18 protein-coding genes are annotated in these 15,296 nt (G+C 73.3%); 5 read left to right on the forward strand and 13 right to left on the reverse strand.

The window, feature by feature from the left end:
• Window position 1 precedes the first annotated feature (1 nt).
• Window positions 2–709: a response regulator transcription factor gene (locus tag VFE82_RS08765; protein WP_324999874.1), complete on the reverse strand. Its 708-nt coding sequence runs from the start codon at window positions 707–709 to the stop codon at window positions 2–4.
• A gap of 125 nt (window positions 710–834) precedes the next feature.
• On the opposite strand from VFE82_RS08765, the gene VFE82_RS08770 reads away from it, so the two are divergent.
• Window positions 835–1,653 (forward strand): HDOD domain-containing protein, encoded by an 819-nt coding sequence (locus VFE82_RS08770; RefSeq protein WP_324999875.1) that lies wholly within the window; start codon window positions 835–837, stop codon window positions 1,651–1,653.
• Between the two features lie 62 nt (window positions 1,654–1,715).
• On the opposite strand, the gene flgL is transcribed toward VFE82_RS08770, so the two are convergent.
• The 11 genes from flgL to flgB all read right to left on the reverse strand — a co-directional run bounded on the left by flgL (window position 1,716) and on the right by flgB (window position 12,139).
• Entirely contained in the window at window positions 1,716–2,906 is a 1,191-nt protein-coding gene (gene flgL / locus VFE82_RS08775; RefSeq protein ID WP_324999876.1) for a flagellar hook-associated protein FlgL, read from the reverse strand.
• A gap of 17 nt (window positions 2,907–2,923) precedes the next feature.
• Window positions 2,924–4,825, reverse strand: coding sequence for a flagellar hook-associated protein FlgK (gene flgK, locus VFE82_RS08780; RefSeq protein ID WP_324999877.1), 1,902 nt, complete (start codon window positions 4,823–4,825; stop codon window positions 2,924–2,926).
• A gap of 10 nt (window positions 4,826–4,835) precedes the next feature.
• The gene (flgJ, locus tag VFE82_RS08785; RefSeq protein WP_324999878.1) at window positions 4,836–5,852 is read right to left on the reverse strand and encodes a flagellar assembly peptidoglycan hydrolase FlgJ; all 1,017 of its coding nucleotides are present in this window, start codon (window positions 5,850–5,852) and stop codon (window positions 4,836–4,838) included.
• Window positions 5,852–6,964: a flagellar basal body P-ring protein FlgI gene (locus VFE82_RS08790; protein ID WP_414708740.1), complete on the reverse strand. Its 1,113-nt coding sequence runs from the start codon at window positions 6,962–6,964 to the stop codon at window positions 5,852–5,854. The genes flgJ and VFE82_RS08790 overlap by 1 nt, the downstream gene beginning before the upstream one ends.
• 89 nt (window positions 6,965–7,053) lie before the next feature.
• On the reverse strand, window positions 7,054–7,728 hold the full coding sequence (locus VFE82_RS08795; RefSeq protein WP_324999879.1) for a flagellar basal body L-ring protein FlgH: 675 nt from the start codon (window positions 7,726–7,728) through the stop codon (window positions 7,054–7,056).
• A 26-nt stretch (window positions 7,729–7,754) separates the two neighbouring features.
• Window positions 7,755–8,537 carry a flagellar basal-body rod protein FlgG gene (gene flgG, locus VFE82_RS08800; protein WP_324999880.1) on the reverse strand — a complete coding sequence of 261 codons (783 nt, stop codon included), beginning with the start codon at window positions 8,535–8,537 and terminating at the stop codon, window positions 7,755–7,757.
• A 12-nt stretch (window positions 8,538–8,549) separates the two neighbouring features.
• A complete protein-coding gene (gene flgF / locus VFE82_RS08805; protein ID WP_324999881.1) occupies window positions 8,550–9,284 on the reverse strand; it encodes a flagellar basal-body rod protein FlgF in 735 nt (244 codons plus the stop codon).
• A gap of 19 nt (window positions 9,285–9,303) precedes the next feature.
• Window positions 9,304–10,614 (reverse strand): flagellar hook protein FlgE, encoded by a 1,311-nt coding sequence (flgE, locus tag VFE82_RS08810; RefSeq protein ID WP_324999882.1) that lies wholly within the window; start codon window positions 10,612–10,614, stop codon window positions 9,304–9,306.
• Window positions 10,615–10,639: 25 nt separating this feature from the next.
• Window positions 10,640–11,311 carry a flagellar hook assembly protein FlgD gene (locus tag VFE82_RS08815; RefSeq protein ID WP_324999883.1) on the reverse strand — a complete coding sequence of 224 codons (672 nt, stop codon included), beginning with the start codon at window positions 11,309–11,311 and terminating at the stop codon, window positions 10,640–10,642.
• A gap of 10 nt (window positions 11,312–11,321) precedes the next feature.
• On the reverse strand, window positions 11,322–11,726 hold the full coding sequence (gene flgC, locus VFE82_RS08820) for a flagellar basal body rod protein FlgC (protein ID WP_324999884.1): 405 nt from the start codon (window positions 11,724–11,726) through the stop codon (window positions 11,322–11,324).
• 11 nt (window positions 11,727–11,737) lie between these two features.
• Window positions 11,738–12,139 carry a flagellar basal body rod protein FlgB gene (flgB, locus tag VFE82_RS08825; RefSeq protein ID WP_324999885.1) on the reverse strand — a complete coding sequence of 134 codons (402 nt, stop codon included), beginning with the start codon at window positions 12,137–12,139 and terminating at the stop codon, window positions 11,738–11,740.
• 169 nt (window positions 12,140–12,308) lie between these two features.
• On the opposite strand from flgB, the gene flgA reads away from it, so the two are divergent.
• The 4 genes from flgA to VFE82_RS08845 all read left to right on the forward strand — a co-directional run bounded on the left by flgA (window position 12,309) and on the right by VFE82_RS08845 (window position 14,589).
• Window positions 12,309–13,001: a flagellar basal body P-ring formation chaperone FlgA gene (gene flgA, locus VFE82_RS08830; RefSeq protein WP_324999886.1), complete on the forward strand. Its 693-nt coding sequence runs from the start codon at window positions 12,309–12,311 to the stop codon at window positions 12,999–13,001.
• Between the two features lie 112 nt (window positions 13,002–13,113).
• A complete protein-coding gene (gene flgM, locus VFE82_RS08835) occupies window positions 13,114–13,401 on the forward strand; it encodes a flagellar biosynthesis anti-sigma factor FlgM (RefSeq protein ID WP_324999887.1) in 288 nt (95 codons plus the stop codon).
• A complete protein-coding gene (locus VFE82_RS08840) occupies window positions 13,398–13,778 on the forward strand; it encodes a hypothetical protein (RefSeq protein ID WP_324999888.1) in 381 nt (126 codons plus the stop codon). Before flgM ends, VFE82_RS08840 begins: the two co-directional genes overlap by 4 nt.
• Before the next feature lie 106 nt (window positions 13,779–13,884).
• Window positions 13,885–14,589 (forward strand): hypothetical protein, encoded by a 705-nt coding sequence (locus tag VFE82_RS08845; RefSeq protein WP_324999889.1) that lies wholly within the window; start codon window positions 13,885–13,887, stop codon window positions 14,587–14,589.
• A gap of 23 nt (window positions 14,590–14,612) precedes the next feature.
• On the opposite strand, the gene VFE82_RS08850 is transcribed toward VFE82_RS08845, so the two are convergent.
• A partial coding sequence (locus VFE82_RS08850) for a methyl-accepting chemotaxis protein (protein WP_324999890.1) occupies window positions 14,613–15,296 on the reverse strand: 684 nt, incomplete at its 5' end.

The following is a 15,296-nucleotide window of genomic DNA, read 5'->3' on the forward strand; positions in this document are numbered from 1 at the left end:
GTCAGGCCGGCTGCACGGGCGGCGTGAGTTCGGACAGCTCGAGCAGCTGCTCGTCGACCAGCCGGGCGACCTCCTGCACCAGCAGCACCCGCTGCTCCATCGCCGTGCGCGGCTGCAGCGTCTCGTCGAGGACGGCCGCGCAGCGCCAGAGCCCCAGGTGCAGGCTCACCGAATGCAGGCGCTGCAGGGAGCCGACCTGCGCGGCACGGCTGGCCTCGGGCTGTTGCAGCAGCCGGGCGCAGTCGTCGCTGTCGCCGCGCAGTTCGTGCAGTGCCTTCTCCAGCTCGCCCGGCTGCAGGCCGAGGCGGCGGCGCGTGGCCAGGAAATGCTCCGCCTGGGCCACCCGGCGCTCCCGCAGCACGCGCTCGACGGTCGCCCGGGTCTGCACGCCCAGGAAGGGCTTGAGGATGTAGCCGGCCGCGCCGCGGTTGATCGCGTTCTGCACCGTCTGGCGGTCCGCGGCCGAGGAGATCAGCACGAAGGGCAGGGCCTTGAGCACGGGGTGGGCACGGGTGCGCTGCAGCAGCCCGAGCCCGTCCAGGCGCGGCATCATGATGTCGCAGCAGCAGACGGCGGGGCGCAGGCCGTCCTGCAGCAGCCGCCACGCCTCCTCCCCGTCGGCGGCCTCGGCCATCCGGCCCAGGCCCCGCAGGATGTTCACGAGGGACATGCGGGCGATCTCGTCGTCGTCCACGATGAGGATGTTCATGGTGATGCTTTCGGCGGGGGCCAGGGCGGTTCAAGCCCGCCCCGGTAAGTGGATTGCCTAACTGCCCATCGGGGCGCCGGGGGCTGCAGGCTACAGGAAGAACGGGGCCGGCCGATATCCCCGGGATGGAACCCTCCGCCATCCACCCGATCGCCCAGCGCCTGCTGCGGCTGGAGCCCGACGAACTGCCGGTGCTGCGGGTCACGCGTGACGCGATGGCGCATTGGGCGGGCCGGCTCGACGACGTCGATGCCAGCCGCCTGGCCGACATGGTCCTGCGCGATCCGCTGATGTGCCTGCGCACCCTGCAGCACGTGTCGGCCTCGATCGGGCGCCGGCTGGCCAACCCCGTGCAGACCGTCACCGCCGCCCTGGTGCTCACCGGCATCGAGCCGTTCTTCCGCAACTTCAGCCAGCTCACGGCGCTGGAGGACCGGTTGGCCGACCAGCCCAAGGCGCTGGCCGGCGCCCTCGAGACGATCAAGCGCGCGCATTGCGCGGCCCGGATCGCCGCGGCATTCGCGGTCTACCGCCAGGACGACGACGCGGAACTGCTGCACCAGGCCGCGCTGCTGCACGACTTCGCCGGCCTGCTGCTCTGGTGGGAGGCGCCCGGGGTGGCGCTGGACATCCGGCGGCGCCAGCGCGAGGACGAGCGGTTGCGCTCGGCCGACGCGCAGCGCGCGCTGCTCGGGTGCGACCTGACCTGGATCTCGCGCGAACTGCTGGAGCACTGGGGCCTGGCCGCGGTCGTGCGCGAGGCCGCCCGGGCCCTGGACGAGGACGGCCCTGCGGCGCAGACCGTGCGGTACGCCGTGCGCATCGCGCGCCACCTGGACAAGGGCTGGCACCACCCCGCGATCGCCGACGACCTGCGGGAGGCGGGCCGGCTGCTGAACCTGGGACCCGATGGCGTCGCGTCGCTGGTGCGGGGTGTGCTCTAGGCGGCTTGCCGGCGCGCGTGCCGTCCCCGCGCGGCGCGGACGGGCCTGACCGGCCGGCGGGCTCACCCCAGCAGGTCGAACAGCGACTTGCGGGCGGTGCTGGCGTAGGTGCGAAGCGCCGCCTCGGTGGCGACCTGGCTGTTCTGCAGCTGCGAGATCGCCTCGGCCAGGTCCAGGTCCTCCAGGCCGCTGCGGCGGGTGGTCACGGACAGCGTCTCCTGCTGGTTGGAGGCGCTGCCGGCATCGACGCCGCGCAGCGCCTCGCCGACGTGCGCGCGCGCCAGTACCACGCCGTCCAGCGCCCGGTCGAGGCTGGCGTGGACCCGCTCCAGGCCCTGGTTGTAGGCCGCGTTGGTCGGGTTGCCTTCGAGCAGTGCGATGGCCTGGTCGAGCGTCGCGAACACGCTCTGGCGCCCGGCCGGGGCCAGCCCGAAGCTGTCGCCCGGGGCCGGCTTGCCGTGGATCTGCACGCGCTGCCCGTCGATCTCGATGACCGCGCCATCGCTGAAGGTGACGTTGCTCGCCACGGCGGTGCCGGCCGTCGTGTCGGTGACCGTGTAGGTGGGAGCGGCCGCGGTCCCGCCGATGGTCACGGCGTAGTCGTGGCCGGTCAGGCGGGCGGCGTCCACGACGCTGCCGGCGCCGATCCAGCCGGTGCCGGTGTTGGCCGGGGCGGAGGAGGTGGCGAACACGCCGTTCCCCTGGGGGATGTTCATGAAGACGGCCTCGCCGTCCACCGTGGCTTCGTAGTCCGCGTTCTCGCCCACCCGCTGCGTGCCCGCGGCCGGGTCGTAGGTCGGGGTCATGGTGCCGGTCAGCGGCGCGACCGGGCTGCCCTGGCCGCCGAAGACGTAGCCGCCGGCGCCGTCGCCGCTGTTGGCCAGCTTGAGCAACTGCTCGCGCGTGTTGCGCAGCTGGAGCGCGAGCGCCTGCCGGTCGACCAGGTTGTAGCCGCCGTTGCCGGCCGCCACCAGCGTCTCGCGCGCGGCCTGCAGCAGGTCGGTGCCCTGCGCCAGGGCGCCGTCGGCGGTGGTCAGCACGCTGGCCGCCAGCTGGGTGGCGCGCTGGTCCTGCGCGATGTGCGCCAGCCGCGAGCGCGCCAGCTCCGCCTGCGCCGCGGCGGCCGGATCGTCGCCGGGCGACTGCACCCGCAGCCCGCTGGCGATGCGGTTCTGCAGGCGCGCCTGCTCGGCTTGCCGGGTGGAGATGGCGTCGAGCGTCTGGCGGGAGGTCTGGAGGGTGGGAACGCGCATGGTGGGCTTCCGGGGCGTCAGCGGCCGGTGGCCGCGAGCAGGGACTCGAAGAGGGACTGGCTGGTCTGGATGATCTTGGCGCAGGCCTGGTAGGCCTGCTGGTAGCGCAGCAGGTTGGCGGCTTCCTCGTCGAGGTTGACGCCGGAGACGTTCTGCTGGCGCGCGACCGCTTCGGCCTGCAGCTGGCCCGACACGTCGGCGGCAGCCTGGCCGGACTGCACGCGGTTGCCGACGTCGCCCAGCAGCGAGGCATAGGCCTCGTTGAGGGTGCTGCCTTCCACCAGGCCGAGCTTGGCAAGCCGGCCCAGCGCCAGGGCGTTGCGGTTGTCGCTGGCTGGCGCGGTCACCGGCCGCACGAGGAAGCTGTCGCCCGCAGCCGGTGCGCCGTCCAGCGTCACGGTCCAGCCGTTGTAGTCGGCCGGCGCCGCCGGCACGCGCTGGCCCGGCGCGTAGGGCACGTTCGCCAGGTCGCCGCCGGCCAGCCCGGTCACGTTGAACGTGGTGGGCGGGTTGTTGAACGTGATGGTCACGGGCAGGCGGTTGTCGGCGCTCGCGCGCACCACCGTGAACCCCGCGGCGCTGGCGCCGCCCTGGTTGGCGGCGGCCGCCGCGATGGTCGAGGCGAACGCGGTGGCGACGTCGCGCGGCGTGAGCGGGCGCGTCGCCAGCCCGGTGGCGGCGCCGGCGAACGGCTGCACGCGCCAGCTGTCGCCCGCGGCGGGCGCGCCGCTGCCGGTGAAGCGCAGGCCGTCCACGGTGGCCGGCAACGCGGCCGAGGTGGTCGTGACGCCGTCGGACCGGCGCGAGATCGTGTAGTTGCTGCCGTCCCAGCGCACGTCGTAGTCGCTCGGCTGCAGCGCGGCCGGGTCGGCGACGGTCACGCCGACCTTGGCCGCGCTGGTGTTGCCGGCGTTGGCCAGGCTGGCCGGGGCGGGAACGGTGAACAGGGCGGCGCCGCTGGTGCCGTTGGCGTCGACGCCGAGCGCCTGCTGGGCATTGAAGGCGCTGGCGACGACGGTGGCGATGCGTCCCACCTGGTTGAGCGTGGCCGGATAGTCGACGTCGCGCAGCTGCAGCGTGCCCGCCAGGCTGCCGCCGCCGAGCGCGTCGCGGTCCAGCCACTGGCTGGTGCCCGCCACGGTGAGCTGCAGGCGGTGGCGCGAAGCGTCGGCCGGATCGTTCACGGCCGCGAGCCGGGCCTGCTGGTCGCCCACCAGCAGCGGCGCGCCGGAGGCGGTGAACAGCGCCAGCGTGCCGTCGTCCTGGGCCACGGCGGTCACGGCCAGCAGGCCGTTGAGCGCCTGCAGGGCGGCATCGCGCTGGTCCAGCAGGTCGTTGGGCGGCTGGCCGGTGCCCTTCAGGCGCGCGATCTGCGTGTTGAGCTGCTTGATCTCGTCCAGCCGCGTGTTGACGGCGCTGGCGTCATGCCCGAGCTGGCTGTCGGCTCCTGCGATCAGCGTCTGCAGCTGCTTGCCGATGCTGTCGATGCGGTCGGCCAGCTGGCCGGCCCGGGCCAGGAACACCTGGCGGCTCGACAGGTCCGCCGGCCGGTTGGCCAGGTCGCCGGCGGCCGCGAAGAACGCGTCGAGGCTCGCGCCGATGCCCATCTCGTTGTCCGAGAACACCGTGTCCAGCGCCTTCAGGCCGGTGGCGCGGGCGCTGTCGGCGGCGCTGATCGCCGTGGCCGACTGCACGTTGGTGGTCAGGAACTGGTCGTAGTGGCGGCGCACCGTCTCCAGCTCGACGCCGCGGCCGAAGAAGCCGGAGCCGCTGTACAGGCCGCCGGCCGTCGCCAGCACCGCTTCCTGGCGCGAGTAGCCGGCGGTGTTGGCGTTGGTGATGTTGTGCGAGACGGTGTTGATCGCGCCCTGGGCCGCGACCAGGGCGCGGCTGCCGATGTTCAGGAGCGAGACGGCCATTCGATGCCTTTCAGCCCAGCGCGCGCTGCAGCGCCAGGGTGTGGTTGATGGTGCGCGCCAGCTTGGTCGCGTACTGCGGATCGGTCGCGTAGCCGGCGCGCTGCATGCCGCCGGCGAAGGCCTCGGCCGTGCCCGCGCCGCGCACCACGTTGCCGTAGCGCGGGCTGGAGGACAGCATGCGTGCGTAGTCGGTGAAGGCCTCGGCGTACGAGCCGTAGCTGCGGAAGGCCGCGCGCTGGCGCGTCGCCTGGCCGGCCTCGTACTCGGTCGTCATGACGCGGGTCGCCGCGCCCTTCCAGCCGCTGGTGGCCTTGATCCCGAAGAGGTTGAACGAGGGGGTGCCGTCCGCGTTGCGGATCTCGCCCTTGCCCCAGCCCGATTCGAGCGCGGCCTGGCCGAGGATGAAGGAGGCGGGCACGCCGGTCTGGCGCTCGGCCTCCTTGGCGTGCGGCAGCATGTCGCGGATGAACGCGGCTGCGCGCGAGCCCAGGCCCTGTGCCGGCGCCGTGCCACCCGCTGCGCGTGCGACCGTGGCGGCCTGGGACGCCTGGGCAGCACGGGCCGCGGCCGGGGTGACCGGAGCGCCGGCGGCCGACGCAGCCGGCACGGCGCGCTGCGGTCCGGCATGCTGTGTCGGCACGTTGGATGGCGAGGGCGCGCCGGCCGCCGCGGGCTGCACGCCCGGGGGCATCTCCTGCGCCTGGCTGTCCGCCGAGGCGGCCGGCAGGTTCTGCATGTGGCGGGTCAGCTGCTTTTCCAGCATGTCGGCCAGGCCGCCCGGGCGGCCGGCGAACTGGCGCGAGAACTGCGCGTCCAGCATGCCGGTGAAGGTGTCGGCGCCGCCGCCGGCGGCCGGATCGGCCTTGGGGCTGGCGTCGCGCATGCTCTTGACCACCATCTGCATGAACAGCGACTCGAACTGCACGGCCGCCTGGTGGGCGGCGGCCTTCGGATTGGCGGCGGCCTGGTTGCGCAGCGCATCCAGCGAGCGGGCATCCAGGCTGACGGCGTTCGGGTCGGTGCGCATCAGATGATCTCCAGTTCCGCCTTGAGCGCGCCGGCGGCCTTGATCGCCTGCAGGATCCCGATCAGGTCCTGCGCGGTGGCACCCAGCGCGTTGAGCGACTTGACGATCTCGGCCAGGTCGGCGCTGGCGGGGACGTTGAACAGCGTGCCGGCGCCCTGCTGGATGCGGATGTCGGACTTCTCGGCGACCACGGTCTGGCCGGCGGACAGCGGTGCGGGCTGGCTCACCACCGGGGTGGTGGACACCGTGACGGACAGGCTGCCGTGCGCGACGGCGCAGGCGCCCAGCCGCACCGACTGGTTGATCACCACCGAGCCGGTGCGCGCGTTGACGATCACCTTGGCGGCGGGCGCGGCCAGCGCGACCTCCAGGTTCTCGATCTCGGCGATGAAGCGCACGCGGCTGCCTTGCGCCGGCAGCCGCACCTGCACCACGCGGGCGTCGACCGGCTCGGCGGCCTCGGCGCCCAGGTGGCGGTTCACCGCCTCCGCCACCATGCGGGCGGTGCTGAAGTCGGTCTGGTTCAGCTCCAGGTGGATCACGTCGGCAGCCAGCGCCGGATTGGCCACCGCGCGTTCGACGGTGGCGCCGCCGGGCACGCGGCCGGCCAGCAGGTGGTTGATCGCGACCTTGCTGCCGCCCGCGGCGGCACCCGCGCCGCCGATCACCAGGTTGCCCTGGGCCATCGCGTAGATCTGGCTGTCGGCCCCGCGCAGCGGCGTGAGCAGCAGCGTGCCGCCGCGCAGGCTGCGCGCATTGCCGAGGGACGACACCGTGATGTCGATCTGCTGGCCGGGCTGGGCGAAGGCGGGCAGGGCCGCCGTGACCATCACGGCGGCCACGTTCTTCATCTGCGGGGTCACGCCCGGCGGCAGCGTCACGCCGAACTGCGACAGCAGCGACTGCACGCTCTGGCCGGTGAACTGCACCTGGTTGGTGGCGTCGCCGCTGCCATCCAGGCCGACCACGACGCCGTAGCCGATCAGCTGGTTGACGCGCACGCCCGAGATGCTGGCCAGGTCGCGGATGCGCTCGGAGCCGCCGGAGGCCGCGCGGGCCGGCGCGTGGGCCAGGAGCGCCATCGCGGCGGCGGCGACGCCGGCGGCGAACATCGCCCTCAAGTTCGCCGGCCGCCGGCCGAAGAAGAGGGCAGGGCCGACGAAGAAGGCGGGGCGGGAGGACGCAGGAAGCCGCATGACGGTCAGACCGGCGCCACGGAGAGGAAGAAGCGGGAGAGCCAGCCCAGGCCCTGCACGCGGCCGACATCGCCGCGGCCGCGCTGCTCGAGGCGGGCATCGGCCACCTGGGTGGAGCTGACGACGTTGCCGGCGCGGATGGTCACCGGGTTGACGACGCCGGAAAAGCGCAGCACGTCGACGTTCTGGTTGACGCCGATCTGCTTCTCGCCCCCGACCAGCAGGTTGCCGCTGGGGAGCACCTGCAGCACGGTGACCGTGATCACGCCGGTGAAGGTGTTGGTGCTGTTGGTCTTGCCGTCGCCGTTGCCGGAGGCGCTGGACTCGGCACCCACCCCGAGCTTGCCCAGGTACTTGGCCGTGCCGAAGGGCGCGGCGGAGATGCTGGACGAGACGTTGCCGCTGCGGTCCAGCTTGGTGGTGGACTGCTGGCTGGCGGTGAGCGTCTCCTCGATCTGGATCGTCAGCGTGTCGCCGGCCAGGCGGGCGCGGCGGTCCTCGAACAGCGGCCGGTGCGTGGCTGCCTGGAAGATCGCGCCGTGGGTGGGCGCCGGAACCGGCGCGGCCACCAGGGGCGCGGCGGACGCGGCGTGCATGTCGACCGGCGGGGTGGTGAGGACGCTGCAGGCAGCCAGGAGGGCGGCGCAGCCGAGGGTGCCCAGGCGCAGGAGGGTGTTCATGGCGGTCATCGCGATCCGGCGGTGCCTCACAGCTGCGACAGGCGGCCGAGCATCTGGTCGGACGTCTGGATCGCCTTGGAATTGATCTCGTAGGCGCGCTGGGTCTGGATCATCGCGACCAGCTCCTCGACCACGTTGACGTTCGAGCTTTCGACGGCACCCTGGTTGAGGACGCCCAGGCCGTTGCTGCCCGGGTTGCCGGTCTGCGGCGTGCCCGAGGCCGCGGTCTCGGCGAAGAGGTTGCCGCCGCGCGGGTCGAGGCCGGCCGGGTTCATGAAGCTGGCCAGCTGCAGCTGGCCGATCTGCTGCGGCGTGGCATTGCCCGGCAGCTGTGCCGACACGATGCCGTCGCGGCCGACCGTGATGGTCTGGGCGTTCGGCGGCACGGTGATCTGCGGGTTCAGCAGATAGCCGCTGGAGGTGACCATCTGGCCCTGCGCGTCGACCTGGAACGAGCCGTCGCGGGTGTAGGCGGTGGTGCCGTCGGGCATCTGCACCTGGAAGAAGCCGTGGCCGTTGATCGCCATGTCCAGCTGGTTGCCGGTCTGGGTCAGCGCGCCCTGCGAGAAGTTGCGGGAGGTGGCGACGGTGCGCACGCCGCTGCCCAGCTGCAGGCCGGTGGGCAGCTGGGTCTCGGCCGCATCGGGCGCGCCGGCCTGGCGGATGTTCTGGTACAGCAGGTCCTCGAACACCGCGCGGCTGCGCTTGTAGCCGTTGGTGCCGACGTTGGCGAGGTTGTGGGTGATGGCATCCAGCTGGGTCTGCTGGGCTTCCAGTCCGGTCTTGGCGATGTCGAGCGAACGCAGCATGGCGGTCTCCTGTTAGCGGGCGGGCGCCAGCAACTGGGCGGCCCGCTGGTCGTTCTGCTCCGCGGTCTGCAGGAGCTTCATCTGGGTCTCGAACTGGCGGGAGGCGGCGATCATGCCGACCATGGCCTCGACCACGTTCACGTTGCTGCCCTCGAGCGCGCCGGCGGCCACGCGCACGGTCTCGTCGGCCGGCGCGTCCTCGCCGCTGCGCATGCGCAGCAGCCCGTCGTCGCCCTTGCGCAGTTCGCCCGGCTCGGGGTTCACCAGCTTCAGGCGGCCGACGGTCTGCGCCGGGCCGCGCGCGGGCTGGGCCGACACGGTGCCGTCGTGGCCGATGGTCACCGTGCTGCCGACCGGGATGTTCAAGGGGCCGCCTTCGCCGGCCACCGGCTGGCCGGCGGAGGTGACGAGGACGCCCTGGTCGTTGACCTGCAGCGCGCCGCCGCGGGTGTAGGCCTCGCCGCCGTCGCCCGCCTGCACCGCCAGGTAGCCCTTGCCGAGCACCGCGACGTCCAGGTTGCGCCCGGTCTGCTCGATCGGGCCGGAACGCTCGTCGAAGCCGGCCGATGCCTCCAGCGACACCACCCGGGTGGGAGCGCCGTCGCCGCGCACCGGCACGGCGCGGAACGCCACCTGGTCGGCGCGGTAGCCGGTGGTGTTGGCGTTGGCCAGGTTGTTGGCGATGCCGTCCTGGCGCTGCACCAGCGCACGGGCGCCGGCAGCGGCGGTGTAGATCAGGCGGTCCATGGATCAGCGGCCCGTGGGGTCAGCGCAGGTTGACCAGCGTCGAGAGCATCTGGTCCTGCGTCTTGATGGTCTGGGCGTTGGCCTGGTAGGCCCGCTGCGCGCCGATCATGTCGACCAGCTGCGCGGTCAGGTCGATGTTCGACTCCTCCAGCGCGCCGCCCTGCAGCACGCCGAGGTTGGCGGTGCCGGGGGTGCTGATGGCCGGCTGGCCGGAGGTGGGCGTCGCGCGCCACAGGTTGTTGCCCACCGAGGCCAGGCCCTGGGCATTGCGGAAGTCGGCCAGCCCGACCTGGGCGGCGGCCTGGGTCCGGCCATTGGAGTAGCGGGCCTGGACGATGCCGCTGCCATCGACGGCGAAGCCGGTGAGCTGGCCGGGTGCATAGCCGTCCTGGCTCACCGCCATCACGCCGAACGCGTTGCCGTACTGCGTCGCGCCGGAGAACGACAGCTGCACGGGCGCCGAGGTGGTGGACGACCCGGGCGGGACCGGAAGCGTCGAGGTGGGGTAGGGCAGGTCGAGCGTCAGGTCGCCGGGCGTCAGCACGCCCGCGTTCAGGGTGCCGGAGTTGGCGGCGTCGAGCGAGCCGTTCGGCAGGAAGGTCAGGCGCCCGGCGGGCGGCTGGGCGCCGCCGGCGACCGGCGGAACCGCCGTGCCGTCCATGGCCGCAAAGACCTCCCACTGGTTGTCGGTGGCGGTGCGGCGGTAGTAGGTGCTGAGCACGTGCTGGTTGCCCTGCTGGTCGTACACCGTCATCGAGGTCGACGAGGTGTAGGAGGTCGGGTCGGTCAGGTTGAACGCCGGCATGGACGCGGGCGGCGCGGCGGTGCGCGAGTCCAGGTTCAGGCCCAGGCTGGCGCTGGTCGTCACCTTGGGCGCGATGCCGTCGGCCGGCAGGCGGATGTCGCCCAGCACGCCGACCGAGCGGCCGGTGGCCGGATCCACGTTGTAGCCCTGCAGGCGCATGCCCGTGTTGGTGACCATGTAGCCCTGGTTGTCGAGCTGGAACTGGCCGTTGCGGGTGAAGGACGAATCGCCCACCGATCCGGCGCGCGCCACGACGAAGAAGCCGGGGCCGTTGATCGCCAGGTCCATGGGGTTCTCGGTGGTGCGCAGCGCGCCCTGCCCGAACTGCTGCGTGACGGCGGCGACCTGCACGCCCATGCCGGGGGCGGCGCTGGTCTGGTGCAGCGTCGCGTTGGCGTACACGTCGGCGAACTCCACGCGGGACTGCTTGGCGCCCACGGTGTTGGCGTTGGCGATGTTGTTGCCGATCACCTCGAGGTTGCGGGCCGCGGCGTTCAGGCCGCTGATGCCTTGCTGGAAGCTCATGGAGGGTTCTCCGGTGTTGCGGGGGTCAGAAGTAGGAGCGGACGGCGTCCATCGGCTTGACGCCCTTGGCGCCGAGGTCGAGCTGGACGGTGCCGTCGGCGGCATGGGAGACGGACAGGACCTGGGCGCCCACCAGCGGCGTGGCGGCCACGTCCTTGCCGGCCGAGGTGGCGACGACGCGGAACTTCCAGGTGCCGTCGGCGGCCTGGCTGCCGTCGGCGAGCTTGCCGTCCCACACGAAGGACCGCGAGCCGGCCGGCGAGGCGCCGACCGGGATGCGGCGGCCCACCACGCCGGCGGCGTCCACGATCTCGACCGTCACCGTGTCGGCGGCGGCGCCCAGCTGCACGCCGCCCACCGCGTAGTCCCCCGTGAGCTGCAGCTGGTTGCCCTCGATCAGCACGCCCCGGCCGGCCAGCTGGGTGGCCGTCTGCGCCTGCAGGTTGCCGAAGGCGGCCAGCAGCGAGTTGACCGTCGTGTTGAGTTTCTCGATGCCGCCCACCGTGTTGATCTGCGCGACCTGGCTGGTCATCTGCGCGTTGTCCATCGGATTGAGCGGATCCTGGTTCTTCATCTGCGCGACCAGCAGCTTCATGAAGCGGTCCTGCTGGTCGGCGGCGCTGGTCAGCGACGAGGCGGAGGCGGCCGCATTGGCGGCGGCGTTGGGGGTGCCGGTGCTGGTGATGGGCGTGGTCATGCGGCGGTCCTCACTGGCCCATCTGCAGGGTCTTGGCCAGCAGCTGGCGTGCGGTGTTCATCACCTCGACGTTGTTCTGGTAGGCGCGCGAGGCCGAGATCATGTTGACCATCTCGTCGACCACGTTCACGTTCGAGTGGGTCACGTAGCCGTCGGCATCGGCCATCGGGTGCGCGGGCTCGTGCACGCGGCGGCCGGGCGCGGCGGTCTCGGTGATGCCGCCGACGCGCACGCCGGCGGTGTCGCCGTTGGCCGCGAGTTCGGCCTGGAAGCTGATCTGCCGTGCCTTGTACGGCTGGCCGTCCGGGCCGGCCACGCTGTCGGCATTGGCCAGGTTGCTGGCCACGACGTTGAGCCGCTTGCTCTGGGCCGAGACGGCGCTGCCGGAGATGTTGAACAGGTTGAACAGGGACATCGCGCCGTCCTTTACTGGCCGGTGATGGCGGACAGCAGCGTCCGCACGTCGTGGTTGATGAAGCGCAGGGTGGACTCGTAGCGCAGCGAGTTGTCGGCGAAGTGCGCGCGCTCGCGGTCCAGGTCCACCGTGTTGCCGTCCAGCGCCGGCTGGTCCGACGCGCGGAACAGCGTCTCGGGCGAGGCGCCGGCGCCGGCCGGGGCGCCCGATGCCTGCAGGTGGCGCGGATTGGTGGTGGCCGTGCCGCCGCTGCCGCCGCGCGCCTGCGCCAGCGCCTGCGCGAAATCGAAGTCGCGCGCCTTGAAGCCAGGGGTGTCGGCGTTGGCGATGTTGCCGGCCAGCACCTTCTGGCGCTGGGCCAGCAGGTCCAGGGCACGGGCGTGGCCGTCGAGCTTGGCGGTGAGGAGGCTCATGGCGGGGTGGGTCCTCCACCAGGGGGAAGTCCCGGTGTGCGGCGCAGTATCGGATCCGGCCCGGAAAACTGAAGCGACGATAAGGCGGCGGTTTGCGCGCCTTTTGGCACCCGTGCCGCTGCCCGCGCGCTCCTACAGTCCAGCCTCCACATCCGCGGGAGCCGCCGCCATGCGCCTTGTTCCATTCCTCTTCCTGCTGGCCGGTGCGCTGGCCGGCGGCGCGCGCGCCCAGCTGGCGCCGCCGCTGGACGAGAACGTGCTGCGTGCCTTCGTGTCGCAGCAGGTCGCGACCGCCGCGCCGCAGCTCACCCGGTTCGACGTGCAGTTCGCCAGCGTGACGCCCCGGGCGGATCTCGCCGCCTGCGCCCGCACCGAACCCTTCCTGCCGGCCGGCGCCCGCCCCTGGGGGCGGCTGGCCGTCGGCGTGCGCTGCGTCGAGGGCGCGGCCTGGACCCTGATGGTGCCGGTCACGGTGCGCGCCTGGGGCATCGCGCTGGTGGCCGCCGCGCCGCTGGCCGCCGGCACGGTGCCGACGGCCCAGGACGTGCGCGAGCAGGAGGTGGAGCTCACGCGCGAGCCGGCCGCCGTGCTGCGCGAGGTCGCCGCGCTCCAGGGCCGGGGCCTGACCCGTCCCGTGGGCGCCGGGCAGCCGCTGCGCCCGGACATGCTCCGGGCCGTGCCGGTCGTCCAGGCCGGCGATCCGGTCCGGCTGCGCATCGCCGGCACCGGCTTTTCCGTGACCGCCAGCGGCCAGGCCCTGACCGCGGCCGCGGAAGGGCAGCCACTGCGGGTGCGCACCGAACTGGGCCGGGTCCTGACGGGCATCGCCCGCGAGGGCCGGCTGGTGGACGTGGCCCTCTGAGACCGGCGATGCGAACAGGGCACGAAAAAACTTGCTTTTCCGCCCTTCAGTTCCCGCCGGGCGGGCCGAATAATGCTGCACGGGCTGCTCTGGCGGCCCGCCGGAGAACCCCATGAAGATCGGATCGACCCTCGACACGCATGCCGCCGACGCGGCGTTGCGCACCGGGCGCACCGCCCCTGGCGCCGCGCCCGTGGCGCCCGCCGCCGCCAGCACCGACCAGGTGGAGGTGTCGGCGGCCGGCGCCCAGCTCGGCCAGCTGGGCGGCGACTTCGACAGCGCCAAGGTGGACGCCATCCGCACCGCCATCCAGGAAGGCCGCTTCACGGTCAACCCGGAGCGCATCGCCGACCAGCTGATCGCCGACGCGACGGCGCTGCTCGGCCCGCGCAGCGCGTGATCCCCGCCGATCTGGCGGCAGCCGTGGCGGCCCTGGAGCCGCTGCAGCAGGCGCAGTACCAGGCCGTGCGTGACGGTGACGCCGACACGCTGGCCTCCCTGGCGGCCGCGATGCGGCCGTCGCTGGCCGTTCTCGCCCGGCATGCCGGGCAGGGCGAGCTCCCGGCGGCGCTGCGGCCGCGCCTGGCGACGCTCGCCGCGCAGGCCGGGGCCGCACGGACCGTGGCCACCCGCCGCAGCCTGGACGTCCAGCGCTCGCTCGAGGCGCTGGGCCGCCTGCATGGCGGGCTGCAGGAGCACCAGCAGCGCGGCACCTACGGCGCGGGCGGCGGCTTCGCCGCGTCGGCCTGGCGCAGCGGCGCCTGCGAACAGGCCTGAGCAGGGCGGCCGTCCGGCCGCCGTTTTCCGACTTCTCCTACAGGGGCGCGCATCGGCCGCAGGGCACGATGCAGCAGCCGTTGCGCCTCTCGCGCACGGTGCTCCCATGCTCCTGCTGCCCGGCTTTCTCGAATCCTGCCTGCTGATCGCCGCGCTGGCCGCCGCCTGCGCGGTGCGGCCCTGGCGCATGCTGCAGGGGACCGGTCGCGGCCTCCTCGTGCCCCTGGTCGCCTCGCTCGTGCTCGTGCCCGTGCTGTGGTGGGGGTGGCGCGCGCCCCTGTCCCTGGCGCTCGGGCTGCTGGGGGCGCAGTTCGTGCTGCTGGCGCTCGGCTGGCCCCTGGCCGTGCTGGTGTTCCTGGCCGCCGGCGTCGCCGGCGCGGTGCTGGGCGACGTCTCGTGGCCGGGCGCCCTCGGCGCCGCGCTCTGGCAGGGCATCGTGCCGGCGACGGCGGGCCTCGTGGCCGGCGCTGCGCTGCGGCGCGCGGCCGGTCCGCAACCCTTCCTGTACCTGGTCGGCCGCGCGTTCCTGCTGCCGATGGCGGCCACCTTCGGCGTGGCCTGCCTGGCCCACGCGCTGGCCGGACGCCACGAGGCGCTGGGCGACGCCGCACCGGCCGTGTTCGCGCTGGCCGGGCTGCTTGATGGCATGTTCACGGGGATGGCGATCGCGCTGCTGGTCCTGCTGCAGCCCGGGTGGGTGGCCACCTGGTCGGACCGTCTCTATGTCCCCGGCAGCGCCGCGTGGCGGCACCGGCACGAGGGCTCCGCGCCAACGACAAGGCGCCCCGCGGGGCGCCTCGGCAACCACTAGCCGGCACTGGCCGGCGTCGCGCCTCAGAAGGTCTGCCAGTCGTCGTCGGTGCCGGTGCGGCGGGGCAGCTCGGCGGTCGGCGCGCTGGCCGGCTTGCCCGTGGCGCCCAGGGGCTTGCGCGGCAGGGTGGGGCGCACGGCGGTGCGTGCGGCCATCGGCGCCAGGCCCAGGGCGGGCGCGTTGGAGGCCTCGTGGCCGCCGACCTTGAACACGGCGACGGCACCCACCAGCTGCTGCGCCTGCGTTTTCAGGCTGTCGGCGGCGGCGGCACTTTCCTCGACCAGGGCGGCGTTCTGCTGCGTGGCCTGGTCCATCTGGTTGACCGCATCGTCGATCTGCGCCACGCCGGCGCTCTGCTCGCGGCTGGCCGCACTGATCTCGCCCATCAGGTCGGTGACGCGGCGGATCGAGGCCACGACCTCGTCCATCGTGGCGCCGGCCTGGTCCACCAGGGCGCTGCCCTGCTCGACGCGCTCGACGCTGGCGGTGATCAGGCCCTTGATCTCCTTGGCCGCGTCGGCACTGCGCTGCGCCAGCGTGCGCACCTCGCCGGCCACCACCGCGAAGCCGCGGCCCTGTTCGCCGGCACGGGCCGCCTCCACCGCGGCGTTGAGCGCCAGGATGTTGGTCTGGAAGGCGATGCCATCGATCACCGAGATGATGTCGGCGATCTTGCGGCTGGAGTCGTTGATGCCCTTCATGGTCTC

Origin of the sequence: Ramlibacter sp., from assembly GCF_035655895.1 — a bacterium.
Lineage (GTDB): Bacteria > Pseudomonadota > Gammaproteobacteria > Burkholderiales > Burkholderiaceae_C > Ramlibacter.

What these genes read in the sequence shown, in the direction of transcription:
- VFE82_RS08765 (WP_324999874.1), bottom strand. Translation starts at nt 709, where the DNA reads ATGAACATCCTCATCGTGGACGACGACGAGATCGCCCGCATGTCCCTC.
- VFE82_RS08770 (WP_324999875.1), top strand. Translation starts at nt 835, where the DNA reads ATGGAACCCTCCGCCATCCACCCGATCGCCCAGCGCCTGCTGCGGCTG.
- flgL (WP_324999876.1), bottom strand. Translation starts at nt 2,906, where the DNA reads ATGCGCGTTCCCACCCTCCAGACCTCCCGCCAGACGCTCGACGCCATC.
- flgK (WP_324999877.1), bottom strand. Translation starts at nt 4,825, where the DNA reads ATGGCCGTCTCGCTCCTGAACATCGGCAGCCGCGCCCTGGTCGCGGCC.
- flgJ (WP_324999878.1), bottom strand. Translation starts at nt 5,852, where the DNA reads ATGCGCACCGACCCGAACGCCGTCAGCCTGGATGCCCGCTCGCTGGAT.
- VFE82_RS08790 (WP_414708740.1), bottom strand. Translation starts at nt 6,964, where the DNA reads ATGTTCGCCGCCGGCGTCGCCGCCGCCGCGATGGCGCTCCTGGCCCAC.
- VFE82_RS08795 (WP_324999879.1), bottom strand. Translation starts at nt 7,728, where the DNA reads ATGAACACCCTCCTGCGCCTGGGCACCCTCGGCTGCGCCGCCCTCCTG.
- flgG (WP_324999880.1), bottom strand. Translation starts at nt 8,537, where the DNA reads ATGCTGCGTTCGCTCGACATCGCCAAGACCGGACTGGAAGCCCAGCAG.
- flgF (WP_324999881.1), bottom strand. Translation starts at nt 9,284, where the DNA reads ATGGACCGCCTGATCTACACCGCCGCTGCCGGCGCCCGTGCGCTGGTG.
- flgE (WP_324999882.1), bottom strand. Translation starts at nt 10,614, where the DNA reads ATGAGCTTCCAGCAAGGCATCAGCGGCCTGAACGCCGCGGCCCGCAAC.
- VFE82_RS08815 (WP_324999883.1), bottom strand. Translation starts at nt 11,311, where the DNA reads ATGACCACGCCCATCACCAGCACCGGCACCCCCAACGCCGCCGCCAAT.
- flgC (WP_324999884.1), bottom strand. Translation starts at nt 11,726, where the DNA reads ATGTCCCTGTTCAACCTGTTCAACATCTCCGGCAGCGCCGTCTCGGCC.
- flgB (WP_324999885.1), bottom strand. Translation starts at nt 12,139, where the DNA reads ATGAGCCTCCTCACCGCCAAGCTCGACGGCCACGCCCGTGCCCTGGAC.
- flgA (WP_324999886.1), top strand. Translation starts at nt 12,309, where the DNA reads ATGCGCCTTGTTCCATTCCTCTTCCTGCTGGCCGGTGCGCTGGCCGGC.
- flgM (WP_324999887.1), top strand. Translation starts at nt 13,114, where the DNA reads ATGAAGATCGGATCGACCCTCGACACGCATGCCGCCGACGCGGCGTTG.
- VFE82_RS08845 (WP_324999889.1), top strand. Translation starts at nt 13,885, where the DNA reads ATGCTCCTGCTGCCCGGCTTTCTCGAATCCTGCCTGCTGATCGCCGCG.